Here is a 26,268-nt window from a genome sequence, read left to right on the forward strand (position 1 = left end):
AGGCAGCCGGAGCGCGCTTGGAGGCCGTTGCAGCGAAGCATCAGCAGCCGAGGCATTCGTTTGCCCGCTGGGTTGCTTTTTGGAATGTATTGCAACTACGCTTGAGCTAACCGTTCCAAAATGTTGGCCGTCATGAAAAAAATCTTGTTATCCACAGCAACTATTCTGGCTCTCGCAGCCTGTGAAGACCCCTATAACCGCGAGGGTGTTGGCTTTACGGGCATTGATGGTGAGCCGCGGAGCATCAGCGAAGTGCCGGGTGCGGCGGCGTTTGTTCCAGAGTCCACCAATGTTCCCGCAGAGTTGGCAGAGCTGCCCCCGGTCAGAGTTTCAACGGACGAGACCGATCCGGGTAAAATTGCACGTGTTGCAATAGAAAATGGCGCGCGCAGCGATACCAGCGCAGTAGTCGTTTCTGGCTCAGATACAAACCTGTTCCTGAGCACTGTTGAAGTGAACGGAACGCTTTTCGGCGTCGTGCGTACCGAAAATAGCCGCACCAGGGTTCCGAATACGATTGGTGCAAACTTTGGTACTGGCGCCGAACAATTCACTGGCTGCTTGCCTGTCGGCGACGTTTATCGCAAAGGTTCAGAAAAGCGCAGTTCCGGATTTGCTGTTCAGTTGAACTGCAGCTAAAGTTCCGTTCGCTTTCAATTCCAAGGCCTCGTCATCAGGACGGGGCCTTTCTTTTTGGGAGCACGTGGCGAGGAGCTGACCGCAGGGCGACCTGCTGCAGGCCGCAAAAGAAAAGGGCGGGTCGTTTCGGACCCGCCCTGTTTATTTGCTGCTGTAATGCGGTGTGCTACTCTTGTTGCCCCATGAACATCAGCAAGAACTGGAACATGTTCAGGAACGAGATATAGAGGCTCAGCGCGCCGTCTATAGCCGCTTTGTTCAGCCATTCCTGGTCACCATGTGTTGCATGCGCAACGTAGGTGTTTTTGATGTCCTGTGTGTAGAACGCCGTCAGGCCAGCAAAGATAATCACTCCGATTGCCGAGATCGCGAACATCATCGCAGGCGATTGCAGGAACATATTTATGACCATCGCCACCAGCAGGCCGATCACACCCATAATCAGGAATGTGCCCATGCCGCTTAGATTGCGCTTGGTGGTGTAGCCAAACAGGCTCAGACCAGCAAAGGCAATCGAGGTCACAATGAACGTCTGCGCGATCGAGTAAGGAGTGTAGATCATGAACACCGAGCTCATCGAAACGCCCATAACGGCCGCGAATACGAAGAAACCCAGTTGCACCGCCGCAGCCGACCCGCGCCGCATCAGCGCGCCCCAGCCAAAGATCAGGAATGCCAGCGGTGAGAACATCACTATCCATTTCAGCGGCGACAGGAACAGGGTGCCGCCCAGGCTGGTCAGATAACGATCAGCGCCGATCTGAGCAACTGCGTTGCTTGGATCTGAGGTCACGGCAAGACCAGCAATAGCCCAGGCCGCGAGTGCCGTAATCAGCATGCCCACGGACATTGTGCCGTAGACTTTGTTCATATGGGCGCGCAGGCCCTCGTCAATCTGGGCAGCGCGCGTACCGGTCGCCGTCCGGATCGTGTCAAATTGTGCCATTAAAAGGTCTCCCTCCACATATTCTTTTTGCGTCCCGATGTCAGGCCGCGCTCCTCGCAAATATCGTCAAGTGCGGGCTGTGTTTCAAGGGTTTAACGTGGGAAACAGGCTAAAACACGCAACAAAAATGGCGGCTTCGAGGTGTCAGCCGCCATTCAGTGGTAAAAGTAGTGGATTAGGTTCATCTTTGCCAGAATTCCGGAGCATCCCATATGCGGCGTTTTGCTTCGGCTTCGGCCTCTTCACGGGTAATGCCGATATCGAGAAGGGCGCGGTCGTCCAATCTGGCGAGCTGACAGCGTTGGCGCCGTAGCGATAGCGCATCCAGAACAGAAGTGAGCTTAAAGCGCTGCCGTGGCTTGCAATATGTTGAAGCTGTGATTTGCGTCATAGCCTTGTCCTTTCGGTTTTGCTGATGTGTTGTGCCTATTGCATCAACTTCCTTGATTTATATGGAGGGCTGTGACACATTTTGAAAATGAATATTATTGAACACATCCATAAGGAATCGTGAAGATGCGAAATCTGGACATCACCACTCTCCGCTCCTTTGTGGCAGTTGCCGATCAGGGTGGCGTGACGCGGGCAGCCGGTTTCCTGCACCTGACACAATCTGCCGTATCGATGCAGCTAAAGCGGTTGGAGGAGCTTTTAGGTCTGGAGCTGCTGGACCGAAGTGGCAGAACCATCGCGCTGACAGCGTCGGGAGAACAGCTTTTGGCCTATGCCAGACGCATGATCTCGTTGAATGACGAGGTGATGTCCAAGCTGACGGATCAGGCCTATGAGGGCGAGGTCGTTCTTGGTGTGCCGCATGATATCGTCTATCCGGCGATTCCCCGGGTGCTGCAGCGATTCAACGCGGATTTCCCACGCGTCCGTGTGCAGCTTATCTCCTCCTATTCGCTGCAACTGAAGGATATGTTTAAGCGCGGAGACTGCGATTTGATCCTAACGACCGAGGCGACAGTGGGGCAGGGGGCCGAGACGATTGCCGAGCTTCCTTTGCGCTGGATTGGTGCGCCGGGCGGGTCTGCCTGGCGAAAACGCCCCATTCCGCTAGCGCTTGGGCGTCGGTGTCTGTTCAGGCCGCAGGTCATTGCTGCGCTGGATGCGGCTGGAATTCCCTGGGAGCTTTCGGTGGAAACCGAAAACGACCGTACTATCGAGGCAACGGTCAGCGCCGATTTGGCGGTTCATGCCATGCTCGAAGGGACAGAGGCCGCACATCTTGCCCAGATCGATTCGGGTGGCGTCCTGCCCGAGCTTCCTGCGCATATGATAAATCTGTATGGCGGCGAAACTGGCCGCGGGGCCGTGGTTGAGGCGTTGGCGACGCTGGTGCGCCAGAACTTTCGTTTGCTTGGGGGGGTGCCGCTCAAAGCCGTTGTCGGTTGATCATCCCTTAAGGGGTTATGACAACTTTCCCGGTGGCCGTCCTGTCGCGCAGCATGGCCAGTCCGCGTTCGGCTTCGGACAGGGGCAGGACATGGCTGATATGCGGTTTGATGCGGCCCTCGCTATGCCAGCGAAACAGCGTTTCAAAGCTGTCCGTCACAATCTGAGGTCGAAACTTCAAGTAGCCGCCGATGTAGAGCCCGATGACTGTCAGGTTCTTGACCAGTAGGTGGTTGGCCGGAATTTGCGGCACCTCACCGCCCGCAAAGCCAATGGGCAGGATGCGACCTTCGGGGTTGGTCGCGCGAAAGGCGGCTTTAAACACATCGCCGCCGATCGCGTCATATACGACATCCGCGCCTCCTAATGCCTGGACACGGGCGCGCAGATCTTCGGATGCGTCGATCAGATGATCGGCCCCGGCCCTCTGTGCCACCTTGAGTTTCTCACTGCCGCGCGCCTGCGCAATAACCGTGGCACCCATAAGCTTGCCGATCTCTACCGCCGTCAGGCCGACGCCACCTGCCGCACCGGTCACCAAAAGGGTTTCGCCGGGCCTGAGCCGCGCACGGTGATCCAAGGCAATATGACTGGTGCCATATGTGATCTGAATTGCGGCGGCGTCTTCAAAGCTCATAGAGTCAGGGATTGCGATTGCACGATCGGCGTCGAACACTCCGAATTCAGCGAGGCCACCCTGGCCGGAATAGACAGCGACACGGTCACCCGCGTTCAGGTGGCGTACATTGTTTCCAATTTCGCGAACAATCCCTGCGACTTCCATGCCCAAGGAAAAGGGCGCCACCGGGGTGTCCTGATACGTCCCCTTCTGCATAAGGAGATCCGCAAAATTCAAACCGCAGGCTTTGATTTGAATGCAGACCTGGCTGTCGCCGGGTTCTGGCAGGTCAATATTGCAAAGCTGGGCCTTGGCCCCGTTGGTCTGGATATGAAACGCCAGCATGATTTGGCTCCGTCTTTTCGGGCATAGGTCAGTGCTGTCGTGGTCTTGTCAATCTGTTACCCTGCTGAAGACCCCGTTAATCCGGTGTTGATCAGGTGATTGTTTTCAGATCGGAATCAACGTGTGCGCGGTATTCACAACACAACTATAAACCATTGTTTGTGGAATCAGATTCAACCTTCTTGAAAAAAGCGCCAAAAAACGTAATAGTGCGCTATGGTGCTGATTTGGGGGGCATGTTCCAAATTAGGGAGTGGTTAAGTCGGGCTCGCTAATGTTGCGGTAACAAAGCATGTTGCGCACCCGTTTCAGTTGTGTGTGTAAGGGAGGATAGTACCAATGACCCATCACGTCGATGTCCATGTGGGCAAACGCGTCAGGCATCGCCGCTGGCTGATTGGCATGACCCAACAGCAGTTGGCACAGCAAGTTGGTATCAAGTTTCAGCAAATCCAGAAATATGAAACCGGTGCCAATCGAATCAGCGCGTCTCGTCTTTGGGACATTGCCGAGGCATTGGATGTTCCGGTCAGTTTCTTCTTTGAAGGCCTGGAAGAGGTCGAGAAAGGAAGCTCGGATAAGAAATCGGTTCCTGCAGACCTTATGGGCGACAAAGAAGCCCTGGATCTCGTCCGCTCTTACTATGCCATACCGGAAAACCAGCGTCGCCGCCTGTTCGAGCTTGCGCGCGTTCTGAGTGATGTTGCCTGATTTCACGGGTTGACTCTGATCCTGACGAAACGCACGGGTAGCGTATGGATAAGATGTCGCTGAGTGATCTTGAAGTAGCTGAAGAAATGGCCGACGCGGCGCGTGCGGCCATTCTTCCTTTTTTCAGGCAGTCTAATCTTGAGACTTCGAATAAGCTGGATCAGGGATTTGATCCGGTCACTGTCGCCGACCGCGCAGCCGAAAAAGCCATGCGCGCGGTTTTAGCCCGACATCGGCCCCAAGATGGAATATTTGGCGAGGAATATGGGCAGCACGAGGGGCAAAGTGGCCGCACCTGGGTTCTGGATCCGATCGACGGCACCCGAGGGTTTATCAGCGGGACACCGACATGGGGGGTTCTGATTGCGCTTAGCACGCAGGACGGGCCAACCATGGGGATCATCGACCAGCCGTATATCGGGGAACGCTTCATCGGCTCGGCGGATATCGCGCGAAGCCATGGTCCTACGGGTGATATGTCCCTGAAGACCCGTTCAACACCTTCTCTGGACCAGGCGATTCTGTTCACGACCTTCCCCGAGGTCGGCGCGTCGGAAGATCGTGCCGGGTTTGAGGCTGTGTCACAGCACGTACGCCTGACCCGCTATGGAATGGATTGCTATGCTTATGCTCTGCTTGCAGCGGGTCAGGTGGATTTGGTGATCGAAGCAGGTCTGAACGCCTATGACATTCAGGCGCCAATCGCCGTGATTCATGCGGCTGGCGGTATCGTCACAGACTGGCAAGGCGGCCCCGCCCATAATGGCGGTCGGGCTCTGGCGGCGGCAAACCCGGATATTCACGCAGCTGCGCTGGAAATTCTGCGCAACTTCTGAAAATTGTTGCGGCGACCCGGCGAGCGGATTAACCTTGAGCCGGCTGGTTCTTGTGCCCGTTTTCCGCCAGCTTTTGCACTCCATGCATGAAACGGGCGATGCAAGGAGAGCAAGATGACTGGTATCCTCATCAAAAATGCAGACACGATCCTGACCATGGATGACCAGCGCCGAGAGCTTTCGGGCGCGGATATTCTGATCCGAGATGGACAGATCGAACAGATCGGCCACGGGTTGCAGGCAACCGCAGAGATCCATAATGCAAGCGGATGTGTGGTTACGCCCGGCCTCGTGAACACGCACCACCATCTGTACCAGACCCTGACCCGCGCCGTGCCTGGCGGGCAGGATGCGCTTTTGTTCGGATGGCTGAAAACGCTCTATCCGATCTGGTCGCGATTTGGCCCCGAAGAGATGTTCGTATCCGCCCAGATCGGTTTAGCCGAGCTGGCTCTGTCGGGATGTACGCTCAGTTCTGATCACCTGTATCTATACCCCAACGGCGCGCGTCTGGATGACACCATTGCTGCGGCGGCTGAGGTCGGCCTGCGGTTCCACCCAACGCGCGGCGCGATGAGTATTGGCGAAAGCGATGGCGGCCTGCCACCGGATGCTCTGGTCGAAGCCGAAGCAGCTATTCTCGAAGACATGATGCGTGTGGTCGACGCCTTTCATGACCCGTCAGAGGGTGCAATGTGTCGGGTCGGGCTGGCACCTTGCTCGCCGTTCTCTGTCAGTCGCGACTTGATGCGAGACACGGCCAATCTGGCCCGTGACAAAGGCGTAATGCTCCACACCCATCTGGCCGAAAATGACGAGGATATCGCCTATTCTCAGGAACAATTCGGGTGCCGTCCTGGTCAATATGCCGAGGATTTGGGATGGACCGGATCAGATGTTTGGCACGCCCATTGCGTGAAACTGGACGGGGCAGAGATTGATCTGTTTGCCCGGTCCCGGACTGGCGTGGCCCACTGTCCCTGTTCGAACTGCCGGTTGGGCTCGGGGATAGCACCGGTAAGGTCGATGCGAGATAGTGGCGTGCCTGTGGGTCTTGGCGTCGATGGGTCGGCCAGCAATGACAGCGGCAATCTGATCCTCGAGGCGCGGCAGGCTATGTTGTTGCAGCGAGTCGCAAGCGGTGCCGATGCCATGTCCTCTCGCGAGGCGCTTGAAATTGCCACGCGGGGTGGGGCGGATGTCTTGAACCGACCTGATTGCGGCCGTCTGGCTATCGGTAAGCGTGCCGATATAGCCATTTGGGATACGCGCGGCATCGAAAGCGCGGGCAGTTGGGATCCGGCAGCCCTGTTGCTTGCCGGTCCGACGAGGGTAAAGCACCTGTTTGTCGAAGGCCGTCAGATCGTGCGGGACGGGCAGATCGCAACGCTGGATCTGCCCCGGGTGATTGAACGGCAGAACCGATTGGCCCTTGCCTTGCAATCCTAGGTCCTGACAGGTTGACCTGCGATCCAAACCTCGGCAATCGCCCTGTCATCGCCCATCATGATGGTGGGAAAGATGGCCTCCCACAAATCATCGGCGCAGGCCTCGCGTTGCGCGATGGCCGGGGTTGAGGCGAGATTGAGCACGATCAGGTCGGCCTCCATTCCCGGGGCGATATTGCCGATGCTGTCATCCAGCCTCAGCGTTCGGGCCGACCCTACGGTGCCAAGCCACAGCAGTTGCGCGGCGTGCAGCGGGGTTCCGCGCAGCTGTCCGATCTCATAGGCCGATGCCATCGTGCGCAGCATCGAGAAACTTGAACCGCCACCAGTATCCGTTGCCAGACCAACCCGGTGTCCGTCGCGCATCAACCCTGCCATGTCGAACAGTCCTGACCCGATAAAGGTGTTTGAGGTCGGACAATGGATCAACGCAGCGTCGACCTCACGCAGTCGGTCGCGTTCACGTGCCTCAAGGTGGATGACGTGGCCATACAGGCCGTTGGGGCCCAGCAGGCCGAACTTTTCATAGGTGTCCAGATAATCGCGGGCGTCGGGAAACAGCTCGCGTACCCAGGCAATTTCATCAGTCTGTTCGCTGAGATGGGTTTGCATCAGGCAATGGGGATGCTCTGCCCATAATGCGCCCATGGCCTCTAGCTGTTCGGGTGTGGAGGTGGGTGAGAAACGCGGCGTAATCGCATAGGACAGGCGGTCGATCCCGTGCCATTTCTCAAGCAAGGCCTGGGACTGGTCATAGGCGGTTTGGGCCGTATCCCTCAGACCATCGGGCGCGTTACGGTCCATGCAGGTTTTGCCCGCAACCACCCGTTGACCGCGTTGTTTGGCCGCAAGGAAAAAGGCATCAACACTCTCGGGATGGATGGTGCAATAGCTGCACATCGTGGTGGTGCCATGTGCCGCTGTCAGGTCCAGATACCGGTTGGCAATCTCAGAGGCATAGGCTGCATCGCCGAATTTCATCTCTTCGGGGAAGGTATAGGTGTTCAGCCAGTCGATCAGGCGTTTGCCCCAACTGGCGATCATGGCGGTCTGCGGATAATGCACATGCGCATCAACAAATCCTGCAAGGATCACGTGCTGACCATGATCCACGACTTTTGCCTCGGGGTGGGCGTTGTTCAGACTGTCGGCATCCGATACGCTGGAAATCCGACCGTTTTCGATCAGAACCGCTTCGCTGATTTTGACAGCCTCGGTCGGTTCGCCCTCGAACGGGGTGCCAGTGAAACTCAGGACACGCCCTTTCAGCAGCGTTTTTTGCGCCATACTCATTCATCTCCGCCTGTCTGGGACTGCGAAACAGCATAGGGGCAGGAAAGTTGTCGGTAAATCGGCGCATTGTCATTGTTTTCCGGTAGCTGCTTCTTCTATTTAGGGGCCAATGGGCGAACAGAGCGGGGGCAGATATGACAACAGGTATTAACGAACCCGTAAGTGAGCCGACTTCTGATGATGACGCTTATGCACTGGATCGTCGAACGGTAGCATCCATTCTGTATGCAGTTGATGTTGATGACCGCGATAAGCTGGTCGAATTGATGGACCCGCTGCACGCTGCCGACATCGCCGACCTTCTGGAACAGATCAACCCCTATGACCGCACCCGGTTGATCCGTCTGTATGACAAAGAGTTCGACGGCGATATTCTGTCTGAACTGGACGAAGGTGTCAGGGAAGAAGTTATTGAAGTCCTGCGTCCCGATGTTCTGGCGGATGCCGTACGCGACATGGAAAGCGACGATGTCGTCGATCTGCTGGAAGACCTTGAAGAGCCGCAGCAAGAAGCCATCCTGGGTGCGCTGGAGGATTCCGAACGGATCGCGGCCGAACAGGCGTTATCCTACCCGGAAAACTCGGCCGGACGGCTTATGCAACGCGAAGTCGTCATGGCGCCCGAGCATTGGACAGTTGGGCAGGCCATTGACTTTATGCGTGCCAATGACGGACTGCCAGAACAATTCTACCATTTGGTTCTTGTTGATCCGCGGTTGAAGCCAACAGCACAGGTAACACTGGGCAAACTCATGGCCACCCGGCGCGAGGTGCCTCTGCACGAAATTGCCGAAGAAGAGTTCTATACCATTCCCGTCGATCAGGATGAAGAGGACGTGGCCTATGCGTTCAATCAGTACCACCTGATCTCGGCCCCAGTGGTGGATGGTGACGGACGGCTTGTTGGTGTGATCACCATTGATGACGCGATGGTGGTGCTGGATGAGGAATACGAAGAGGATATGTTGCGCCTAGCCGGTGTCAGCAACGAAAGCTCGCTGTCCGACAGTGTGGCCGCGACCAGCAGGCGACGCCTGCCGTGGTTGGCGGTCAACCTGTGTACTTCGATCTGCGCCTCGCTGGTGATTTCCCAATTCGAGGCGGCGATTGATCAGTTGGTGGCATTGGCCATTCTGATGCCGATTGTGGCCTCGATGGGGGGCAATGCGGGGACACAATCGCTGACCGTCGCAGTGCGAGCCCTGGCAACGCGCGACCTGACAGGTGCGAACGTGATGCGGGTGATCCGACGGGAACTGCTGGTGGGCATGTTGAACGGGCTGTGTTTTGCCACCGTTCTGGGCGTGGTGGGAATGTATTGGTTCGGCTCGCCGTTGCTGGGTGTCGTGATTGGCTCCGCTCTGGTCGTGAACATGGTGATCGCAGGCTTTGCAGGTACGGTAGTACCGGTCGTGCTAGACCGGATGGGTATTGACCCGGCGCTGGCGTCAGGAACCTTTGTGACGACAACGACGGATGTCATGGGATTCTTTATCTTTCTTGGGCTTGCCAGCGTGGTGCTATTGTGACCGATCTGACCGAAATCAAAGCTGCCGCGCGCAAGGCGGCCTTTGCCCGGCGCAAATCTGCGTTTGATGCAAATCCGCCCGGTGCCGCCGGGCGACTGTCTGAAATTCTGGCCGGGCACCGCGGAGTACCCCTGTCGGGTTATATGCCCATCCGGACCGAGAGTGACCCGCTGCCCGCCATGGCCGAGGCGTCCGCTTACGGCCCGGTGGGCGTACCGGTTATTCAGGCGGCCGGACAGCCGCTGAAATTCTCTCGTTGGACGCCCGAAGGCAGGCTGAAGGATGGCCCGTTTGGCGCCAAAGTGCCCGAGGTCGATGACTATTTCGATCCCGAAATTCTGATCGTTCCGCTGGTGGCATTCGATGCAAATGGGGGGCGTCTGGGTTATGGGGGCGGGTTCTATGACCGGACATTGGAAGGGCTGCGCGTGAAACGCCCGACTCTGGCCATCGGTTTTGCCTTCGATGCGCAAGAAGCAGACGGGCTGCCGCTGGAATCGACGGATCAGCCGCTTGATATGGTAGTAACCGAAAGCCGAGTGTTGACCTTTTAACGAAGGTATCAGCCCTGGTTTTTAGCGCGAAAATATTCCCAGGCATTTTTTTCGGTGCCATCAGGCAATATGCACACGCCGGTCTGGCCATTCTCTCCGTCCCGAATTTCATACCTCCCACCGCTGTCGATGCAATAGATGGCCGAGGGATTTGGCAGCTGTGGGTTTGAGTTGACTGCTTGCCCTTCCGAGCAGGCAGCAAGCGTGGCACAGACACCAAAGGTCAGACCGATCCGAAACATAAAGAATCTCCTAAATAAAGAGTTTTGCCGTTCATTGGGTCAGCTTAACGGCTTGTACTTGCGAATTGCCACACTTAGACGGTTTCTATGAGGATACTTTTTCTGGGTGACGTTATGGGCCGCGCTGGACGCGCGGCTGTTCAGCAACATCTGCCACGTCTGCGCGACGAATGGCGGCTGGATTTCGTGGTGATCAATGGTGAGAACGCCTCGAACGGAATGGGTTTGACCGGGGATCATGCCAAGCTGCTGTTAGATGCAGGGGCGGATTGCCTGACGCTGGGCGACCACGCTTTCGACCAGAAGGACATGTTGCAATTCATCGAGAGCGAACCGCGCATTGTGCGCCCCGTTAACTTTGCTAAGGGTGCTCCGGGACGCGGGCACCGTCTGTATACCGCGCCGGGCGGGCGCAAGGTTCTGGTTGTACAGGTGCTGGGGCAGGTCTTTATGAAGCGGCCCTTCGATGATCCGTTTTCGGCGATCGAGCCAATTCTGAAGTCGCACCCGCGCGGCGGTCAGGCCCAGGCGATCATCGTTGACATGCATTGCGAAGCCACATCCGAGAAGATGGCGATGGGGCATTATTGCGACAAGCGCGCCAGCCTCGTGGTTGGAACCCATACGCATGTTCCAACCGCGGATGCTCAGATACTTCCGGGGGGAACAGCCTATCTGACCGATGCCGGGATGTGTGGGGATTACGATTCTGTCATTGGTATGGAAAAGCTAGAACCGATGCGTCGGTTCATCACCGGGATGCCCAAGGCGCGGTTCACGCCTGCAAATGGCGAAGCAACGCTAAGCGGTGTGTTCGTGGAAACCGATGATCGCAATGGTCAGGCAAAATCCGTGCAAATGGTGCGCGTTGGGGGTCGCTTGCAACAAGCCGGGCCGCAATAGCGCGACGTTGGGCTTGCCCTGCTGCCCGCAATACGGGAAACTGCCCGACGGGCGCGCAAGCTGGGCCAGGGTTCGGACTAAATACCACGAATGCAATTTCTTCAACTGACAGAAACGGGCAGCGCGATCGTGGCGCTATTGGTTGTCGCAGGCATGTTTGTCATGTTCCTGCGCGAGGCTTACCCGACCGAAGTTGTCGCCATCGCGGGCGTTGCCCTGATGCTGGTGACCGGTATCCTGCCCTATCAAAGCGCGTTGGCAGTTCTGTCCAATCCTGCGCCATGGACGATTGCGGCGATGTTCATCGTCATGGGGGCTCTGGTCAGAACCGGGGCATTGGATTCCTTTACCGCAACTGCGCAGAAACAGGCACAAGTTAACCCGCGTATCGCGATTGCCATGCTGATGGGGTTTGTGGTTCTGGCCTCGGCGGTGGTGTCAAACACACCCGTGGTCGTCGTGATGATCCCGGTTTTTGTACAGATTGCCCGCACGTTGAACGTGCCGGCCTCGAAACTGCTGATCCCGCTCAGCTATGCTGCCATCATGGGGGGGACGCTGACACTGATCGGCACCTCGACCAACCTGCTTGTGGATGGTGTCGCGCGATCTCAGGGTCTGGCTGCATTCACGATTTTCGAAGTCACGCCCTTGGGCATCGCAGTGGTGATCTACGGCATGATCTATCTGCGCTTTGTTGCGCCGCGCCTGCTGCCTGAACGCGATAGCATGGCCTCGCTTCTCAGTGACCGGTCCAAGATGAAATTCTTCACCGAGGCCGTCATCCCGCCTGACAGCAACCTGATCGGGCGCGAAGTGACAGGAGTGCAACTGTTCAAGCGTCCCGGCGTACGCCTGATTGACGTAGTCCGCGGGGACGAGTCTTTGCGGCGCAACCTCAAAGGGGTGACGCTTGAGGTTGGGGATCGCGTGGTCCTGCGGACCGAGATGACCGAGTTGCTGAGCCTGCAAAGCAACAAAGAGTTAAAGCGTGTTGATCAGGTTTCTGCGGTCGAGACCAAAACGGTCGAAGTGCTGATCACACCGGGGTGCCGTATGGTTGGGCGAACGCTGGGCGTGATGCGCCTGCGCCGCCGCTATGGTGTCTACGTTCTGGCGGTACATCGGCGGAACCAGAATATCGGTCGTCAACTAGACGACCTCGTGGTGCGGGTCGGGGATACTCTGCTGTTGGAGGGATCGCCTGCCGATATCCAGAAGCTTGCCGCTGATATGGATATGGTCGACGTGACACAGCCCTCGGCGCGTGCGTTCCGCCGCAATCACGCTCCGGTGGCGATTGGCGCACTTATCGGGATCGTCGTATTGGCTGCATTGGGTGTGGCGCCAATTCTGTTGCTCTCCATTCTTGCGGTCGCTCTGGTTCTGGTCACCCGCTGCATAGACGCGGATGAGGCGTTTTCCTTTATCGAGGGGCGGCTTCTGGCGCTGATATTCTCGATGCTGGCCATCGGGGCCGCGCTTGATAAGTCTGGGGCGGTTTCCCTGATCGTCGATGCAATCGCACCTGGGCTAAGTGCGCTGCCACCGTTCCTGATCGTTTGGGCCATCTATGTTTTGACCTCGGTGCTTACCGAACTCGTCTCCAACAACGCCGTTGCGGTAGTGGTCACGCCGATCGCAATCGGGTTGGCACAGGCCGTCGGCGTAGACCCAAGGCCGCTGGTAGTTGCGGTGATGTTGGCGGCATCTGCATCCTTTGCGACACCAATCGGATATCAGACCAACATGATGGTCTATGGTCCGGGGGGATATCGGTTTGTCGATTTCATGAAGGTTGGCATCCCCTTGAACCTGACGGTAGGGCTGCTTGCTTCGTTGCTTATTCCGATCATCTGGCCGTTGTAACACCGGCGCGAACCCGCCGGTTTTGCGCTGACGGTCTTGTAAAGGCTGATCCAGACACAATCTTTTCCTCTAGAACTTGGACGAAAGGACGGGATTATGCCTTTTCCAAAATTTGGTCAGTTGATCGTAATGGGTGCGATTATGGTGGCGCTGATTGGCAGCGATGTATCGGCTGGTTCGGTGACCGGTACCGCCTCCTACCGCGAACGGATTGCCGTGCCTGAAGACGCGACGCTTTATATCGAGCTGCAGGATATATCGCTTGCGGATGCGCCAGCGGTAACGCTGGCTGCGCAGCGCTACGTGCTGAGCGGGGTGCCTGCCGAGTTTGAACTGACCTATGATGATGCTCTGATCCGTGACGGGATGACCTATGCGGTGCGGGGGGCAATATATCGTGGGTCACAACTGCTGTTTACGACCGACACGGTGTATCCGGTCCTGACCAATGGTGCGCCGGATACGGCCGACATTTTGTTGGTCAAGACGGACGGCCCCACGTCGGCGGGGCTGGAAAACACAAGCTGGACGGCGATTGGTGTGGAGGGGGCCGTGCTGAACAGCGAACGCGCCCCGCAGCTTGAGTTTGCGCAAGGCGGTGCCTTTAGCGGCTCAGGCGGTTGCAACCGGTTCACCGGGCAGGCCGAGATTTCGGGCACTTCGCTGACGTTTCCAGACAATATTGCGGCCACTTTGATGGCCTGCCCACCCGAGATGGAGCAGGTCGAGGATCAGTTCTTTGCCGCGCTGCAAAACGTGGTGTCCTATGCGGTGGCGGGCGATAGCCTTGCGCTGCTGGACAGCGCAGGCGACCCGGTTCTGAAATTCATACGCACGCATTAATCAGGCCACAGCGCGCGACCGTCCTGCGTTGCGCCCGGAAAAGATGCAGCCGCCCAGAAATGTGCCTTCCAGTGCGTTGTATCCGTGATAGCCGCCGCCGCCGAAACCGGCGACCTCTCCTGCGGCGAACAACCCGGGAACGACCTGACCGTTTGCACCGATCATCTGACTGTCGAGGTTGGTCTGCAAACCGCCCAGCGTTTTGCGCGTCAGCATGTGAAGTTTGACCGCGATTAGCGGCCCATTCGCAGGATCAAGGAACTTGTGTGGTTTGGCGGTGCGGATCAACCTGTCACCCCGATAGTTGCGGGCCGCCAGAATCGCCGCCATCTGCGCGTCCTTGGTAAAAGGGTTGTCGACCTGTGAGTCCCGCGCTTCGATCTGGGCGCGCAAATGCGCCTCTTTGATCAGATCGCCACCCAGTTGGTTCATGCCGCTGACCAGTTCGGTCAGAGTGTTGGCAACGATGAAATCTTCCCCGTGTTGTTTGAAGGCCTCGACCGGCGCGGTGGCTTGCGATCCTGACAAAATGCGCTGACGGATAACCTCTTTCCAGCTGCCCGAGGTGAAATCCGGGTTCTGTTCCGACCCGGAGAGCGCAAATTCCTTTTTGATCACCTTTTGGGTCAGCACAAACCAGCTGTATTCATAACCGGTTTTCAGGATCTCTTTCAACGTGCCCAACGTGTCGAACCCCGGCAAACAAGGGGGCAACAGACGATTGCCGCGCGCGTCAAACCACATAGAGCTTGGGCCGGGCAGGATACGAATTCCGTGCGATGGCCAGATCGGGTTCCAGTTTTTGACGCCCTCGGTGTAATGCCACATCCGGTCGCCGTTGATCACATGCCCACCGGCCTTTTCGCTGATAGGGATCATCCGACCGTCAACGTGGAACGGCACGCCCGCGATCATGTCTTTGGGTGGTTCGCCCAGGCGGTCGCGCGGCCAGTTCTTGCGCACCATTTCGAAATTGCCACCAATACCGCCCGAACTGACGATGACCGAAGGAGCATAGACCTCGAATTCCCCGACCTCTTCCCGGTTGGTCTTGGCGCCATGCGCGGCTGCGTCCTCAGCCAAGACCTCTCCCGAGACGCCTTTGGCACAGCCGTTTTGCATAATGATATGGCTGACTTGGTGGCGGAACTTCAGCTGGATCAGGCCTGTGCAGACATGTTCGCGCACGCGACGGATGAAATGTTCCAGAATACCAGGGCCGGTGCCCCATGTGATGTGGAACCGAGGTACCGAATTGCCATGTCCATCGGCATAAGAACCGCCACGTTCGGCCCATCCAACCACAGGAAACCATCGCAGCCCCATATCGTGCAGCCAGGGCCGCATTTCACCGGCGGCGAATTCGACATAAGCCTCGGCCCATTTGCGGGGCCAAGCGTCTTCTTCGCGGTCAAACTGCGCGCTGCCCTGCCAGTCACGCAAGGCCAGTTCGTGGCTGTCCCTGATGCCCATCCGGCGCTGTTCCGGCGTGTCGACCATGAACAATCCACCGAGGCTCCAGAACGCCTGACCGCCGAGGAAATGACCGGGTTCCTGATCCAGTATGATCACCTTTTTTCCGCGGTCGCCTAGCTCGGCCGCGGCCGCAAGCCCAGCCAGCCCAGCCCCAACGACAATGGCATCTGCGGTGTTATTGGACATGTTTTTTCCTCTCAGCTGCGGCGCAGCCAGGCGATAAATGGCAGGGCGACGACATACATCAAGATACCATAGACGGCCGATGGCAGAGCAAGAGGGCTTAGCCCGTTTTCCGTGCTGGTAATCAGCGCTGCCAATGTGATGCCAAGAGTCGAGTTTTGAATGCCAGTTTCGATCGAGATTGTCTTGCTCTCGTTCCATGACAGGTTCACGGCGCGGGCCAGTCCCAGCCCGATCAGCAGCAGCGCAATGTTCAGGGTGATCAGCGCCGACCCCATCAGCCCCAAATTTTCGACGAACATTTCCCAGTTCCCGGCCAGCGCGGCGAGAACGATCAGGACGAAAAGAATCGAAGCCAGTTTGGACAATGGGGCATCGACACGTTCTGCGAATCCTTTTGCGAAATGCCGTATACTGACGCCGATGGCAACGGGCAGGGTGGTGATCAGGAACATCGCTATGGCCAGCCCGGTGATCGAAACCTCGGGTGCGTCCTCGCCCATGAAGTGATTGATCGACCATGCGGCCAATACGGGTACCGTCACCATCGACAGCAAGCTGATGATGGCTGTCAGGCTGACGGAAAGAGCGACATCACCCTTGGCCAGTTTAGTCAGGATATTGCTGGTAACACCGCCGGGGCAAAAGCTGAGGAGCATAACACCGACTGCTATTTCCGGTGGCAGTGCAAAGAGTTTGACCATCGTAAATGCCGCAATGGGAAGCAAGATCACCTGGCAGAACGCCCCTATCGCAAAAGGGTATCTTCTGCTGACAACCCGGCGGAAATCGGCGATCTCAAGCCCGACACCCAAGGACAGCATGATTATGGCCAACGATAGTGGCAGGCCGACATTAATAAGCAGATCCAACTACAACTCCTCCCAAAGCCGTTCGGACCAGCGTAAGCGAGGGTCAAAGCCGCAGGCAACCGCGCCGTAGGGTCAGCCGTAGCGTTGGGCGAACCTGCGCAGGATTTCACCGGGCAGAGTGACATTGGCGGCGTGGCAAATGTCGATCAGACGCTGCGCATCTTCGGGCGGGAAATAGCCGTGGTGTTTGTAGATTGTGATACGTTCTTCAAAGTCGCGGGCATCAGCCTCGGGGTGGAACTGTGTGGCATAGACATTCTGGCCCCAGCGGATCATCTGGAACGGGCAAGGGTCCGAGGCAAGCAGATGCACGCACCCTTCTGGCAGGGATTGCACAGCCTCTTTATGGCCCACAAAAGCATCAAAACTCTGACCCAGCCCCGAGATCAGTGGATCGGTCGCACCGTCCTCTGTCACGTGGCAGGTTGAGGGGCCGACGGGCTCTCCGAACTGGTCCTTGCTGACATCGCCACCCAGATGCGCGGTAAGAATACCCAGCCCATAGCAGCACCCCATGAACGGATGATCGCGCGCGGTGATCTGCGGCATCAGACCCATGATGGCGGCTTCGGTGCGGGCATCCGTCGGCGATTTTGTCGCCGGATCGTCGCTGACACAGCCGGGGCCGCCGCCGACGATCACTCCGGCATAGTCGGTCACGTCCAAGCCGTCGGGCAGGTCTTCACAATCCAACCGGATGCGATGGGTCTGTTCAGAACTCAGGCCGGTCTTGTCCAAAATCGAGGCATATTCGGCATCGGACGCATCGGTTTCCGGGCGTAACTGCAGGATCAGAAATTGTTTCATGGAACGGCTCTTACCCGTCACAGCGGCCAGAACACAAGGATGGCGGGTATCGAAACCGCAATGATCAGGATTTCCAGCGGCAGGCCCATGCGCCAGTAGTCTCCGAACCGATAGCCACCCGGACCCAGAACCAGCGTGTTGTTCTTATGCCCGATAGGCGTCAGGAACGCAGCCGAGGCTGCAACGGCGACCGTCATCAGAAACGGGTCGGGGGAAACCTCAAGCGTGCGGGCCATCTGAATGCCGACCGGGGCCGCCACAATCGCCGTGGCGGTGTTGTTCAACACGTCCGACAGGGTCATGGTGACCACCATCAGAACGGTCAGAATAGCCCATGCAGGCAGGCCGTCAGTTAACTGGATCAGCGCATTGGCGATCAGTTCGGTGCCGCCCGAGGTTTCCAGTGCGCTGCCCAGGGGGATCATCGAGCCCAGCAAAACGACCACCGGCCATTCGATGTGAGTATAGAGATCTGCGATTGGCATGATCTTGGTCAGCACATAGGCAACCACAACCAGCCCCAATGCGACCGGCAGGTAGATCAGCCCAACACTGGCTGCCAGTACCGCGGTGGCAAACAGGCCAATCGCAAGCCAGGCCTTTTCATTGGCGGTGACGTTCAGACCGCGTTGGGCCAGCGGTAGGCATCCCAGCCATTCAGTCAGATCGGCGCTGCGATCACGCGGGCACAGCAACAACAGGATGTCGCCAGCCTCAACCTCGGTTTTGCGGACCTGTTCGGTGATGCTGCGGCCCTGGCGCGAAATGCCCATCAAAACGGTGCTCTGCCGCCATGCCAACCCCAACCCCTGAGCCGTACGCCCGGTGATGCGGGCGTTTTCGGTCACGACAACCTCGACGACTTCCAGCCCGTCGCCTTCAGCGGTCAGAAGCTCCTGTCGACGTGTGTCCGAAAAATCCAGCTTCAGCGCCGCGCGGAATTCATCCAGCGCCTCGGGGCGGGCTTCAAGCACCAGCGCGTCACCCTGATTCAGGGTTGCATGGGCCGACCGGCCATAGCGGCGCTTGCCGTCACGGATCATGCCGATGATGGCGACGTCGGATTTCTCGGCATCTTCATAAAGCTCGCTGACCCGTTTGCCGATCAACGGCGATTCCGGTGGGACGGTCAGTTCTGCGATATATTCGGCCAGCGCCTCAGAGGTTTCGGTTTGCGGTCCCCGGTTCGGGATCAATCGCCAGCCCACCAGTGAGACAAAGGCTAGCCCGGTAATCGCAGCAATGCCACCCACAGGGGCGAAATCGAACATACGAAAGGGCTCGCCCAGAGTTTCTGCGCGGATTGAGGCGATGATGATGTTCGGTGGCGTGCCAATCAGGGTCGCCATCCCTCCCAGAATTGTTGCAAAGCTGAGCGGCATTAGGGTCAGGCCGACGGCTCGTCCGGCTTTTCGTGCGGTCTGAATGTCGACCGGCATCAACAGGGCCAAGGCAGCGACGTTATTCATGAAGGCGGACAGAACCGCCCCGATACCGCCCATCAAGGCGATATGGGCCCCAAGGCCGCGTGACGCGTCAACCAAGGATCGCGTGATCAGGAATACCGCACCGGACCGGACCAGTCCGGCCGAAACGACCAGAACCAGCGCGACGATGATGGTCGCCGAGTGACCAAAACCGGCAAAAGCGTCATCGACGGGTACTACACCCAACACCACTCCGATCAGAAGCGCGGAAAACGCGACAAGATCATAGCGAAACCGCCCCCAAAGCAGCATTCCGAATACAGTGGCAAAGAGAGCGAAAAGTATGATCTGATCTGTCGTCATACCGCCAACATACTCGCAGAAGAAGTCGTCGCAAGCCGGTCTCTTGATCCCATGGCCCGCAAACGTCTATATGGGCGCCAAATACGCAATCACTATCACGAGGACGCACCATGGCAGGCCACTCCAAATGGGCCAATATCCAGCACCGCAAGGGACGTCAGGACGCCGCGCGGTCCAAACTGTTTTCCAAGCTGTCAAAAGAGATCACTGTTGCCGCTAAGATGGGCGACCCCGACCCCGACAAGAACCCGCGTCTGCGTTTGGCGGTGAAAGAGGCCAAGTCAAACTCGGTCCCCAAAGACGTGATCGACCGGGCGATCAAGAAATCGCAGGCAGGCGACGGCGACGAATACGAAGAAATCCGGTATGAAGGCTATGGCCCCAACGGCGTGGCCGTCATCGTCGAGACGATGACCGACAACCGGAACCGGACCGCATCGACCGTGCGCTCGACCTTTTCCAAGAATGGCGGCAATCTTGGCGAGACCGGTTCCGTCGGCTTTATGTTCGAACGCAAGGGTGAAGTGGTCTATCCGGAAACGGTTGGTGATGCCGACACCGTGTTCGAAGCGGCCATTGAGGCAGGCGCGGAAGATGTTGAAAGCTCGGACGAAGGTCATATCATCTGGTGCGCCGACACCGATCTGAACGACGTCTCGAACGCGCTCGAGGCCGCGCTGGGTGAAACGGAATCCACCAAACTGGTTTGGAAGCCAAGCACCACGACCGAGCTGGGGCTTGAGGATATGCAAAAGCTGATGAAGCTGGTCGATGCGCTGGAAGATGATGATGATGTTCAGCGCGTCACAACCAATTTCGAAGCCTCGGATGAGGTGATGGCGCAGCTTTGATCTGCCCCGCATCTTGAGATTTGGAAACCCGGCCGTCAGGCCGGGTTTTTTGTTGGTTGGAGGATAGGGCTATTGGCCGATCAGGTTCGAACCCATAGGCTGGGTCGAATAGCTGAAGCAGTGAGTCAAAGAGCAGATGACCGAACCTCAATTTGATTTGGCCAAACGCAATGTGCCTGTTTTGACCGGGCAGAGTATTCTGTCCCAGGTCGCCTGGACCCTTGGCAGCCCGTCCATTGTCTTGCCATTTCTTGCGGTTTCGCTGGAACTCCCGATGTTCATCGCCGGCGCGCTGGTTTCAATCCGCATGGTCGGCAGCATGATCGCCGACGTGTTTCTGGCCCAAGTCATTGCGCTGCGCGAACAGAAGAAACGCAGCATCGCGATGACCGAAGTATTGATCGGGGCCTGCCTTGTCATGGCTCTGGCGGCGGCCGCGACGGGCAGTCTCGTGTTCACGGCTACAGCCTTTATCGCCGCATTTTTTTTGATCGGTCTCGTGGGTGAGATCCAGACATTGCTGCTTACTGACCTGCTGGGCGCGCACGTTCAGTCCAGGTCACGGATGATCATGCGATATCTGCAGTTAGGCGCCGGCGGATTGGGCGCAATCGGTCTTGTTCTGTTGGTCCATCAAATCACGCTGGGCAACCCTCCGTTTGCGCGCCATTCGGTTGTGATCGGAGTTGCAGTGGTGTTTTTTCTGTTGTCTGGCCTATCAATCCTGGCGATGTCCGAAGTTCCGCATCAGAAAATTTCCACAGCGCCTGAGGACGAAAGCAAAAGACATTGGTCCGAGTATTTCACCGATATTCTGGCGATGTTCAACCAGACCTGGTTCCGGCGCTATATGGTCATGCGCCTTCCGATTGTGGTTGTCAGTCTATCGGTTCCGTTCTTTGCCCTGATGGCGGCCGAGGCACATCACAGTTCGGCCAAAGGTCTTACCGCAATGATCATTTCGTCGGCCTCTGGATATCTGGTCTCTGCGCCTTTGTGGCAGTTTGTTAACCTGAAATCCCACCGGGCGGTCATGGTATCCGGAACTCTGATGGTGGCCTTGACCGGAGCAGGGCTGCTGACGGTCCATTACCTCCATATCGGTCATCAGGTGCACACTCATGCGGTTGCCCTGTTTGTGGTGACCGTGGCGGTAACAGGCATCAGCAGTGCCCGAAAGTTGTATTTTCTGGATATCGCCCCGTTTGATCAGCGGGTCAAAGGGGCGGCAGCGGTGAAAAGCATCTCGCGGATTGTTGCGGTCATCGTGTCGGCGGCGCTGGCTGGGCTGGCGCATATGCACGAGGTCTCTGCGGCGGTTTTGATCGTTGTCTTGGTCAGCCTGATCGCAGCTTTTGCCTGTTACCGGGTGGTGACGCCAATTCCTAAAGCGCCCGAGCCATCCTGATCGGCCAATCCTGTCTATCGTTGAATAAGCGCGTCGACAGCCGCGCGCTTTACAGCGGCGGTCAGCGGCGAAAGGGCCGAGGATAAGACACGCCCGACCTGCCAGGTCAGCGGAACATCAAGGGGCGTGTCTGGTATCAAGGGGCACAACAGGCCATCTGCCAAAGGCTTTTGTACCAACTCAATCGGGTTCATTCCCCACCCGATGCCGGCGATCGCTGCATCCACAAACCCGTGTGAGGATGGCAGGAAATGCGATGGCGGGGAAATGTGGTGCCCGAACTCTCTGGCAAACCAGGCTTTCTGAAGACCGTCCTTTTGATTGAAGGTCAGGCACGGTGCCATGGCAAGGCTGCTTTTGGTTACACCGTCCCGGAACCATTTATGCATAAAACCTGGGCTGGCCGTTGGAATATACCTGAAATCCCCAAGTGGATGGGCATCGCAGCCAGAGACCGGTTGCCCTCCGGTGGTAACAGCCGCGCTGACCTCACCGCGGCGCAACCAATCGGCCGAATGGTCCTGATCATCAATTACCAGATCGAACAGCAACTCATCTGTTTGGGCCATCGCAGCGATGAACCATGTGGCCAAACTGTCTGCAGGAATTGCAATGCGCACCTGGGTGGGGCCAGAGGTTCCCTCCAACGCAAGTTCACGGGCCAGCTGTGCCTCAAGCAGCCCGATATCCTCGGCGTATCTGGCAATGCGCAAGCCGGCGGGTGTCGCTGTGCAGGGCGCACCACGAGTGATCAGAGCGGCGCCTATCCGATCCTCTAATGACTTGATCCGCTGCGATATCGCCGAAGGCGTCACCGACAGCTCTGTGGCGGCGGCGTCAAAGCTTCCGTGGCGTAGAATGGCCGAAAGTGCGGCAAGGTGATTGGGATCCAGCAACATTAGCAGAGCTTAACCAGGTGTAACTTCTTTAATTTGATAAATCGACTGACTGGCTCTAGTCAATCAAATCGAACACAGGAGGTTTCATGTCCGCATCTCTGATTTCCGGATTCGCTCTAGGCTTTAGTCTGATTTTGGCCATTGGTGCGCAGAACGCCTTTGTCCTGCGTCAAGGGCTGCGCCGCGAACATGTTTTTGCCCTATGCCTGACCTGCGCCGTATCGGATGCCATTCTGATTGCGGCAGGGGTTGCCGGGTTCGGAACGCTTGCTCAGACTGCTCCTTGGTTCGAGCCGGTCATGCGCTATGGCGGGGCTGTGTTTCTGACCTGGTACGGGTTGCGCAGCCTGCTATCGGCCTGGCACGGCGGGTCTTCCATGGATGTCAGTGAAGGGACACGTTCAAGTCTGAGGTCTGTCCTGCTGACCGTGCTGGCATTCACCTGGTTGAATCCGCATGTCTATCTGGACACGGTGGTTCTGATCGGGTCGATATCTGCACAATATGATGACCGGTTGGCCTTTGCTATTGGAGCGATGCTGTCCAGCTTTGTCTTCTTCTTCTCGTTGGGCTACGGGGCAAGGATTCTGTCGCCGGTCTTTGCCCGCCCAAGGGCATGGCAGGTGCTGGATGTTGTTATCGGTTTTGTCATGCTGGCGATTGCGGCCAAGCTGGTGGCGATCTGAGGTCTTGTTCCCACCTGTGTTTCGGTGTTGAACCGTTAACATGACAACTCAACCTAACACCTATCGGCCATTGGCGGGAATGTTCTGGATGTTTTCCGCCGGTCTGTCCTTTGTTGTCATGACTGCGCTCGTCAAATCTCTGGGCACCTCCATGGACCCGATACAGGCCGCATTTCTGCGCTTTGTCTTTGGGTTGGTGTTCCTACTGCCAGCGTTACGGCTGATCGTTACGACACCTCTGACACGTAGGCATCTGACACTGTTCGGCATCCGCGGGGTGGTTCACGCCATTGCCGTGATGCTGTGGTTCTTTTCCATGACCCGAATTCCGTTGGCCGAAGTCACGGCCATGAACTACATGACGCCGGTCTATGTCACATTGGGTGCTGTGCTGTTTCTAGGCGAGAAGCTAGCCTTCCGCCGGATTGCCGCCATTGGTGTCGCATTGATCGGTGTAGCAATTATTCTCCGACCTGGGTTTCGGGATATCTCGGTTGGTCACGTGACCATGTTGGGCACTTCGTTGACGCTTGGTGCATCCTACCTGCTGGCCAAGATGCTGGTGCGAGATCTGCCGCCCTCGGTCGTGGTTGCACATATGTCCATATGGGTGACGATGGCGCTGATACCTTTCGCCATTGCCGTGTGGTCCCCTCCAAGTCTCCATGATTTGGGTGTGCTGTTTCTGGTTGCCTGTTTTGCCACACTTGGACACTATCTGATGACCTTGGCCCTGCAGGCTGCCCCCGTTGCAGTGACGCAGCCCGTCACATTCTTACAGCTGATCTGGGCCACGCTGGTTGGGGCGTTGGTTTTCCACGAAAGCGTAGATTTGTGGGTGGTCGCGGGGGGCACGCTGATTCTGTTGGCAGTCAGTTTTATTGCCTGGCGCGAGGCCGTGTTGAACCGCAGCAGCCTGACGACCCCCAGTATTGCACCTAAACTTTAGCCGGTTTCTGCCGAAAAAACGTTATTAATTGACGAGTCAATAAAAATCTCCTAGCGTTTTTCTATCAAAAGCAGTTGAGGGGTACGGATGCCGAAACTCGGAATGGAGCCAATCCGCCGTGATGCGATCGTTAAGGCAACGATTGCTGAGCTCGGGTCGAAAAAATCCCTCGATGTAACCGTCAGCCAGATCGCTAAGCGGGCTGGCATGTCCAGCGCGCTGGCACATCACTATTTCGGCGGTAAAGATCAGATTTTTCTGGCAGCGATGCGCCGCATCCTGTCGGATTTCGGGGCAGAGGTCCGGTCAGAACTGAAAGCAGCCACGCCAAGTGGACGCGCGCAGGCGATCATCCGGGCATGCTTTGCCCCATCCTGTTTCACGCCGGATGTGACGGCAGCGTGGATGACATTCTACGTTCTTGCGCAGACCAATGACGACGCCCTGCGATTGTGGCAGATTTATCAGGCCCGTATCCGGTCGAACCTAGTTTATGCGCTGCGCCCGCATTTGGCCGATCCGGTTGAGGCGGCCGGGAACATGATCGCCTTGATCGACGGACTTTATATCCACGCCGCGCTGAGCGCCCCGGAAGAACCGCAACTGGCTGTAAACCACGCGATGCGCGTGCTCAGCACCTTGCTCGAGGCCGAGAAATGACAAAACCTAATATTCTGATCCTGATGGTGGATCAGTTGAACGGGACCCTTTTTCCTGACGGTCCTGTCGACTGGCTGCATGCGCCAAACCTGAAAAAGCTGGCCGAACGATCCACGCGATTTGCGAATGCCTATACGGCGTCGCCCCTGTGTGCGCCGGGTCGGGCCAGTTTTATGTCCGGTCAGTTGCCGTCGCGCACTGGTGTCTATGACAATGCCGCCGAGTTTGGCAGTGATATTCCGACATATGCCCACCATCTGCGCCGTGCAGGGTACTATACCTGTCTGTCGGGCAAGATGCATTTCGTCGGGCCTGATCAGTTGCACGGGTTTGAAGATCGCCTAACCACCGACATCTACCCCGCCGATTTCGGCTGGACCCCGGACTACCGTAAACCAGGAGAGCGGATTGACTGGTGGTATCACAATATGGGTTCGGTCACGGGCGCAGGTGTAGCCGAGATTTCCAACCAAATGGAATATGATGACGAGGTGGCCTATAACGCCAAGTCCAAGCTATACGATCTGGCCCGTGGCAAGGACGACCGTCCATGGTGCCTGACTGTAAGCTTTACCCACCCGCATGATCCCTATGTTGCACGTCGCAAATACTGGGACCTTTACGAAGATTGCGAGCACCTTCTGCCCGAGATTGCCGACCTTGGTTATGATAATCAGGACCCGCATTCGAAACGGATTTTTGACGCCAATGACTGGCGCAGCTTTGACATCACTCAAGAAGATACCCGCAAATCACGCCGCGCCTATTTCGCCAATATCTCTTATCTGGACGACAAGGTCGGAGAAATCCTCGAGGTGTTAGAGACCACGCGGCAAGAGGCGATCATCCTGTTCGTTTCGGATCATGGCGATATGCTTGGTGAACGCGGATTGTGGTTCAAGATGACCTTCTATGAAGGGTCATCCCGCGTCCCGCTGATGATCTGTGCGCCCGATCTGCCAGCGGGCCGGATCGACGCTCCGGTTTCGACCATAGATGTGACGCCGACCTTGGGTGCTCTTGCCGGTGTCGATATGGCAGAGATCGCGCCGTGGACAGATGGCGAAAACCTAGTGCCGCTGGCCATGGGTCACGAGCGCAGTGCGCCGGTCGCGATGGAATATGCAGCCGAGGCCTCTTATGCGCCACTGGTGTCCTTGCGCTATGGCAAATGGAAATACAACCGATGCGCGCTGGACCCTGATCAACTGTTCGACCTCGAGACGGACCCTTCCGAGTTGGAGAACCTCGCAGACAGGCCAGAGCATGCAGGAACGTTGCAGACCTTGCGTGCCAAGTCCGATGCCCGTTGGGATCTGGATCGGTTCGACGCCGAAGTTCGCGCCAGCCAGGCGCGTCGCTGGGTCGTGTACGAGGCGTTGCGCCAGGGCGGGTATTATCCTTGGGACTACCAGCCCCTGCAGAAAGCATCTGAGCGGTACATGCGTAACCACATGGATCTGAATATCGTCGAGGAAAGCCAACGCTTTCCACGCGGAGAGTAACAACCCG

At 57.3% G+C, this 26,268-nt stretch carries 26 protein-coding genes; 16 read left to right on the forward strand and 10 right to left on the reverse strand.

Annotated features, from left to right (window positions below; genetic code table 11):
• Positions 1-120 precede the first annotated feature (120 nt).
• A complete protein-coding gene (locus AC2FH8_RS09955) occupies positions 121-639 on the forward strand; it encodes a hypothetical protein (protein ID WP_142636739.1) in 519 nt (172 codons plus the stop codon).
• 166 nt (positions 640-805) lie between these two features.
• Here the strand turns inward: AC2FH8_RS09955 and AC2FH8_RS09960 are convergent, their stop codons facing one another.
• Together AC2FH8_RS09960 and AC2FH8_RS09965 are read right to left on the reverse strand one after the other, a co-directional pair.
• Positions 806-1,585 carry a Bax inhibitor-1/YccA family protein gene (locus AC2FH8_RS09960; RefSeq protein ID WP_142636741.1) on the reverse strand — a complete coding sequence of 260 codons (780 nt, stop codon included), beginning with the start codon at positions 1,583-1,585 and terminating at the stop codon, positions 806-808.
• A 181-nt stretch (positions 1,586-1,766) separates the two neighbouring features.
• Positions 1,767-1,976 (reverse strand): DUF1127 domain-containing protein, encoded by a 210-nt coding sequence (locus tag AC2FH8_RS09965; protein ID WP_496689667.1) that lies wholly within the window; start codon positions 1,974-1,976, stop codon positions 1,767-1,769.
• Positions 1,977-2,101: 125 nt separating this feature from the next.
• On the opposite strand from AC2FH8_RS09965, the gene AC2FH8_RS09970 reads away from it, so the two are divergent.
• Positions 2,102-2,983: a LysR family transcriptional regulator gene (locus AC2FH8_RS09970; protein ID WP_142636745.1), complete on the forward strand. Its 882-nt coding sequence runs from the start codon at positions 2,102-2,104 to the stop codon at positions 2,981-2,983.
• Between the two features lie 7 nt (positions 2,984-2,990).
• On the opposite strand, the gene AC2FH8_RS09975 is transcribed toward AC2FH8_RS09970, so the two are convergent.
• Entirely contained in the window at positions 2,991-3,947 is a 957-nt protein-coding gene (locus tag AC2FH8_RS09975) for an NADPH:quinone oxidoreductase family protein (RefSeq protein ID WP_496689668.1), read from the reverse strand.
• 339 nt (positions 3,948-4,286) lie between these two features.
• Here AC2FH8_RS09975 and AC2FH8_RS09980 point away from each other — a divergent pair, with 339 nt between their 5' ends.
• The 3 genes from AC2FH8_RS09980 to AC2FH8_RS09990 all read left to right on the forward strand — a co-directional run bounded on the left by AC2FH8_RS09980 (position 4,287) and on the right by AC2FH8_RS09990 (position 6,943).
• On the forward strand, positions 4,287-4,658 hold the full coding sequence (locus AC2FH8_RS09980; protein ID WP_142636749.1) for a helix-turn-helix domain-containing protein: 372 nt from the start codon (positions 4,287-4,289) through the stop codon (positions 4,656-4,658).
• Positions 4,659-4,702: 44 nt separating this feature from the next.
• The gene (hisN, locus tag AC2FH8_RS09985) at positions 4,703-5,494 is read left to right on the forward strand and encodes a histidinol-phosphatase (RefSeq protein ID WP_496689669.1); all 792 of its coding nucleotides are present in this window, start codon (positions 4,703-4,705) and stop codon (positions 5,492-5,494) included.
• A gap of 114 nt (positions 5,495-5,608) precedes the next feature.
• Positions 5,609-6,943, forward strand: coding sequence for an 8-oxoguanine deaminase (locus tag AC2FH8_RS09990; protein ID WP_281994936.1), 1,335 nt, complete (start codon positions 5,609-5,611; stop codon positions 6,941-6,943).
• On the opposite strand, the gene guaD is transcribed toward AC2FH8_RS09990, so the two are convergent.
• Positions 6,940-8,229, reverse strand: coding sequence for a guanine deaminase (gene guaD, locus AC2FH8_RS09995; RefSeq protein WP_496689705.1), 1,290 nt, complete (start codon positions 8,227-8,229; stop codon positions 6,940-6,942). The two genes, AC2FH8_RS09990 and guaD, sit on opposite strands and share 4 nt — an antisense overlap.
• 140 nt (positions 8,230-8,369) lie before the next feature.
• On the opposite strand from guaD, the gene mgtE reads away from it, so the two are divergent.
• The gene (mgtE, locus tag AC2FH8_RS10000; RefSeq protein ID WP_496689670.1) at positions 8,370-9,764 is read left to right on the forward strand and encodes a magnesium transporter; all 1,395 of its coding nucleotides are present in this window, start codon (positions 8,370-8,372) and stop codon (positions 9,762-9,764) included.
• Positions 9,761-10,318 (forward strand): 5-formyltetrahydrofolate cyclo-ligase, encoded by a 558-nt coding sequence (locus tag AC2FH8_RS10005; RefSeq protein WP_281994934.1) that lies wholly within the window; start codon positions 9,761-9,763, stop codon positions 10,316-10,318. Before mgtE ends, AC2FH8_RS10005 begins: the two co-directional genes overlap by 4 nt.
• 8 nt (positions 10,319-10,326) lie before the next feature.
• On the opposite strand, the gene AC2FH8_RS10010 is transcribed toward AC2FH8_RS10005, so the two are convergent.
• A complete protein-coding gene (locus tag AC2FH8_RS10010; RefSeq protein WP_496689671.1) occupies positions 10,327-10,560 on the reverse strand; it encodes a putative hemolysin in 234 nt (77 codons plus the stop codon).
• Between the two features lie 87 nt (positions 10,561-10,647).
• Here AC2FH8_RS10010 and AC2FH8_RS10015 point away from each other — a divergent pair, with 87 nt between their 5' ends.
• From AC2FH8_RS10015 to AC2FH8_RS10025, 3 genes are all read left to right on the forward strand, one after another.
• Entirely contained in the window at positions 10,648-11,463 is an 816-nt protein-coding gene (locus AC2FH8_RS10015; protein ID WP_142636761.1) for a TIGR00282 family metallophosphoesterase, read from the forward strand.
• Positions 11,464-11,553: 90 nt separating this feature from the next.
• Positions 11,554-13,332, forward strand: coding sequence for an SLC13 family permease (locus AC2FH8_RS10020; protein ID WP_496689672.1), 1,779 nt, complete (start codon positions 11,554-11,556; stop codon positions 13,330-13,332).
• 96 nt (positions 13,333-13,428) lie between these two features.
• Positions 13,429-14,175 (forward strand): YbaY family lipoprotein, encoded by a 747-nt coding sequence (locus tag AC2FH8_RS10025; RefSeq protein WP_496677719.1) that lies wholly within the window; start codon positions 13,429-13,431, stop codon positions 14,173-14,175.
• Here AC2FH8_RS10025 and AC2FH8_RS10030 read toward each other — a convergent pair whose 3' ends face one another.
• From AC2FH8_RS10030 to AC2FH8_RS10045, 4 genes are all read right to left on the reverse strand, one after another.
• Positions 14,176-15,837: an FAD-binding dehydrogenase gene (locus AC2FH8_RS10030; RefSeq protein WP_496689673.1), complete on the reverse strand. Its 1,662-nt coding sequence runs from the start codon at positions 15,835-15,837 to the stop codon at positions 14,176-14,178.
• Between the two features lie 11 nt (positions 15,838-15,848).
• On the reverse strand, positions 15,849-16,706 hold the full coding sequence (locus AC2FH8_RS10035; RefSeq protein WP_496689674.1) for a bile acid:sodium symporter family protein: 858 nt from the start codon (positions 16,704-16,706) through the stop codon (positions 15,849-15,851).
• Between the two features lie 72 nt (positions 16,707-16,778).
• Complete coding sequence (locus AC2FH8_RS10040) at positions 16,779-17,513, reverse strand: glutamine amidotransferase (protein WP_271949429.1); 735 nt, start codon at positions 17,511-17,513, stop codon at positions 16,779-16,781.
• A gap of 17 nt (positions 17,514-17,530) precedes the next feature.
• Entirely contained in the window at positions 17,531-19,303 is a 1,773-nt protein-coding gene (locus tag AC2FH8_RS10045; protein WP_496689675.1) for an SLC13 family permease, read from the reverse strand.
• A gap of 110 nt (positions 19,304-19,413) precedes the next feature.
• Between AC2FH8_RS10045 and AC2FH8_RS10050 the strand changes: the two genes are divergently transcribed.
• On the forward strand, positions 19,414-20,154 hold the full coding sequence (locus AC2FH8_RS10050) for a YebC/PmpR family DNA-binding transcriptional regulator (RefSeq protein ID WP_271949434.1): 741 nt from the start codon (positions 19,414-19,416) through the stop codon (positions 20,152-20,154).
• 136 nt (positions 20,155-20,290) lie between these two features.
• Entirely contained in the window at positions 20,291-21,562 is a 1,272-nt protein-coding gene (locus AC2FH8_RS10055; RefSeq protein WP_271949435.1) for a permease, read from the forward strand.
• 14 nt (positions 21,563-21,576) lie between these two features.
• Here AC2FH8_RS10055 and AC2FH8_RS10060 read toward each other — a convergent pair whose 3' ends face one another.
• Positions 21,577-22,461, reverse strand: coding sequence for a LysR family transcriptional regulator ArgP (locus AC2FH8_RS10060; RefSeq protein WP_496677723.1), 885 nt, complete (start codon positions 22,459-22,461; stop codon positions 21,577-21,579).
• Between the two features lie 86 nt (positions 22,462-22,547).
• Here AC2FH8_RS10060 and AC2FH8_RS10065 point away from each other — a divergent pair, with 86 nt between their 5' ends.
• From AC2FH8_RS10065 to betC, 4 genes are all read left to right on the forward strand, one after another.
• Positions 22,548-23,147 (forward strand): LysE/ArgO family amino acid transporter, encoded by a 600-nt coding sequence (locus AC2FH8_RS10065; protein ID WP_271949439.1) that lies wholly within the window; start codon positions 22,548-22,550, stop codon positions 23,145-23,147.
• A 40-nt stretch (positions 23,148-23,187) separates the two neighbouring features.
• Positions 23,188-24,096 (forward strand): DMT family transporter, encoded by a 909-nt coding sequence (locus AC2FH8_RS10070; RefSeq protein WP_496689676.1) that lies wholly within the window; start codon positions 23,188-23,190, stop codon positions 24,094-24,096.
• An 87-nt stretch (positions 24,097-24,183) separates the two neighbouring features.
• Positions 24,184-24,756 carry a choline-binding transcriptional repressor BetI gene (betI, locus tag AC2FH8_RS10075; RefSeq protein WP_271949443.1) on the forward strand — a complete coding sequence of 191 codons (573 nt, stop codon included), beginning with the start codon at positions 24,184-24,186 and terminating at the stop codon, positions 24,754-24,756.
• The gene (gene betC / locus AC2FH8_RS10080) at positions 24,753-26,261 is read left to right on the forward strand and encodes a choline-sulfatase (protein ID WP_281994927.1); all 1,509 of its coding nucleotides are present in this window, start codon (positions 24,753-24,755) and stop codon (positions 26,259-26,261) included. The genes betI and betC overlap by 4 nt, the downstream gene beginning before the upstream one ends.
• Positions 26,262-26,268 lie beyond the last annotated feature (7 nt).

This window comes from Ruegeria sp. CDSC025, assembly GCF_059610805.1.

What these genes read in the sequence shown, in the direction of transcription:
- AC2FH8_RS09955 (WP_142636739.1), top strand. Translation starts at nt 121, where the DNA reads ATGTTGGCCGTCATGAAAAAAATCTTGTTATCCACAGCAACTATTCTG.
- AC2FH8_RS09960 (WP_142636741.1), bottom strand. Translation starts at nt 1,585, where the DNA reads ATGGCACAATTTGACACGATCCGGACGGCGACCGGTACGCGCGCTGCC.
- AC2FH8_RS09965 (WP_496689667.1), bottom strand. Translation starts at nt 1,976, where the DNA reads ATGACGCAAATCACAGCTTCAACATATTGCAAGCCACGGCAGCGCTTT.
- AC2FH8_RS09970 (WP_142636745.1), top strand. Translation starts at nt 2,102, where the DNA reads ATGCGAAATCTGGACATCACCACTCTCCGCTCCTTTGTGGCAGTTGCC.
- AC2FH8_RS09975 (WP_496689668.1), bottom strand. Translation starts at nt 3,947, where the DNA reads ATGCTGGCGTTTCATATCCAGACCAACGGGGCCAAGGCCCAGCTTTGC.
- AC2FH8_RS09980 (WP_142636749.1), top strand. Translation starts at nt 4,287, where the DNA reads ATGACCCATCACGTCGATGTCCATGTGGGCAAACGCGTCAGGCATCGC.
- hisN (WP_496689669.1), top strand. Translation starts at nt 4,703, where the DNA reads ATGGATAAGATGTCGCTGAGTGATCTTGAAGTAGCTGAAGAAATGGCC.
- AC2FH8_RS09990 (WP_281994936.1), top strand. Translation starts at nt 5,609, where the DNA reads ATGACTGGTATCCTCATCAAAAATGCAGACACGATCCTGACCATGGAT.
- guaD (WP_496689705.1), bottom strand. Translation starts at nt 8,229, where the DNA reads ATGGCGCAAAAAACGCTGCTGAAAGGGCGTGTCCTGAGTTTCACTGGC.
- mgtE (WP_496689670.1), top strand. Translation starts at nt 8,370, where the DNA reads ATGACAACAGGTATTAACGAACCCGTAAGTGAGCCGACTTCTGATGAT.
- AC2FH8_RS10010 (WP_496689671.1), bottom strand. Translation starts at nt 10,560, where the DNA reads ATGTTTCGGATCGGTCTGACCTTTGGTGTCTGTGCCACGCTTGCTGCC.
- AC2FH8_RS10015 (WP_142636761.1), top strand. Translation starts at nt 10,648, where the DNA reads ATGAGGATACTTTTTCTGGGTGACGTTATGGGCCGCGCTGGACGCGCG.
- AC2FH8_RS10020 (WP_496689672.1), top strand. Translation starts at nt 11,554, where the DNA reads ATGCAATTTCTTCAACTGACAGAAACGGGCAGCGCGATCGTGGCGCTA.
- AC2FH8_RS10025 (WP_496677719.1), top strand. Translation starts at nt 13,429, where the DNA reads ATGCCTTTTCCAAAATTTGGTCAGTTGATCGTAATGGGTGCGATTATG.
- AC2FH8_RS10030 (WP_496689673.1), bottom strand. Translation starts at nt 15,837, where the DNA reads ATGTCCAATAACACCGCAGATGCCATTGTCGTTGGGGCTGGGCTGGCT.
- AC2FH8_RS10040 (WP_271949429.1), bottom strand. Translation starts at nt 17,513, where the DNA reads ATGAAACAATTTCTGATCCTGCAGTTACGCCCGGAAACCGATGCGTCC.
- AC2FH8_RS10045 (WP_496689675.1), bottom strand. Translation starts at nt 19,303, where the DNA reads ATGACGACAGATCAGATCATACTTTTCGCTCTCTTTGCCACTGTATTC.
- AC2FH8_RS10050 (WP_271949434.1), top strand. Translation starts at nt 19,414, where the DNA reads ATGGCAGGCCACTCCAAATGGGCCAATATCCAGCACCGCAAGGGACGT.
- AC2FH8_RS10055 (WP_271949435.1), top strand. Translation starts at nt 20,291, where the DNA reads ATGACCGAACCTCAATTTGATTTGGCCAAACGCAATGTGCCTGTTTTG.
- AC2FH8_RS10060 (WP_496677723.1), bottom strand. Translation starts at nt 22,461, where the DNA reads ATGTTGCTGGATCCCAATCACCTTGCCGCACTTTCGGCCATTCTACGC.
- AC2FH8_RS10065 (WP_271949439.1), top strand. Translation starts at nt 22,548, where the DNA reads ATGTCCGCATCTCTGATTTCCGGATTCGCTCTAGGCTTTAGTCTGATT.
- AC2FH8_RS10070 (WP_496689676.1), top strand. Translation starts at nt 23,188, where the DNA reads ATGACAACTCAACCTAACACCTATCGGCCATTGGCGGGAATGTTCTGG.
- betI (WP_271949443.1), top strand. Translation starts at nt 24,184, where the DNA reads ATGCCGAAACTCGGAATGGAGCCAATCCGCCGTGATGCGATCGTTAAG.
- betC (WP_281994927.1), top strand. Translation starts at nt 24,753, where the DNA reads ATGACAAAACCTAATATTCTGATCCTGATGGTGGATCAGTTGAACGGG.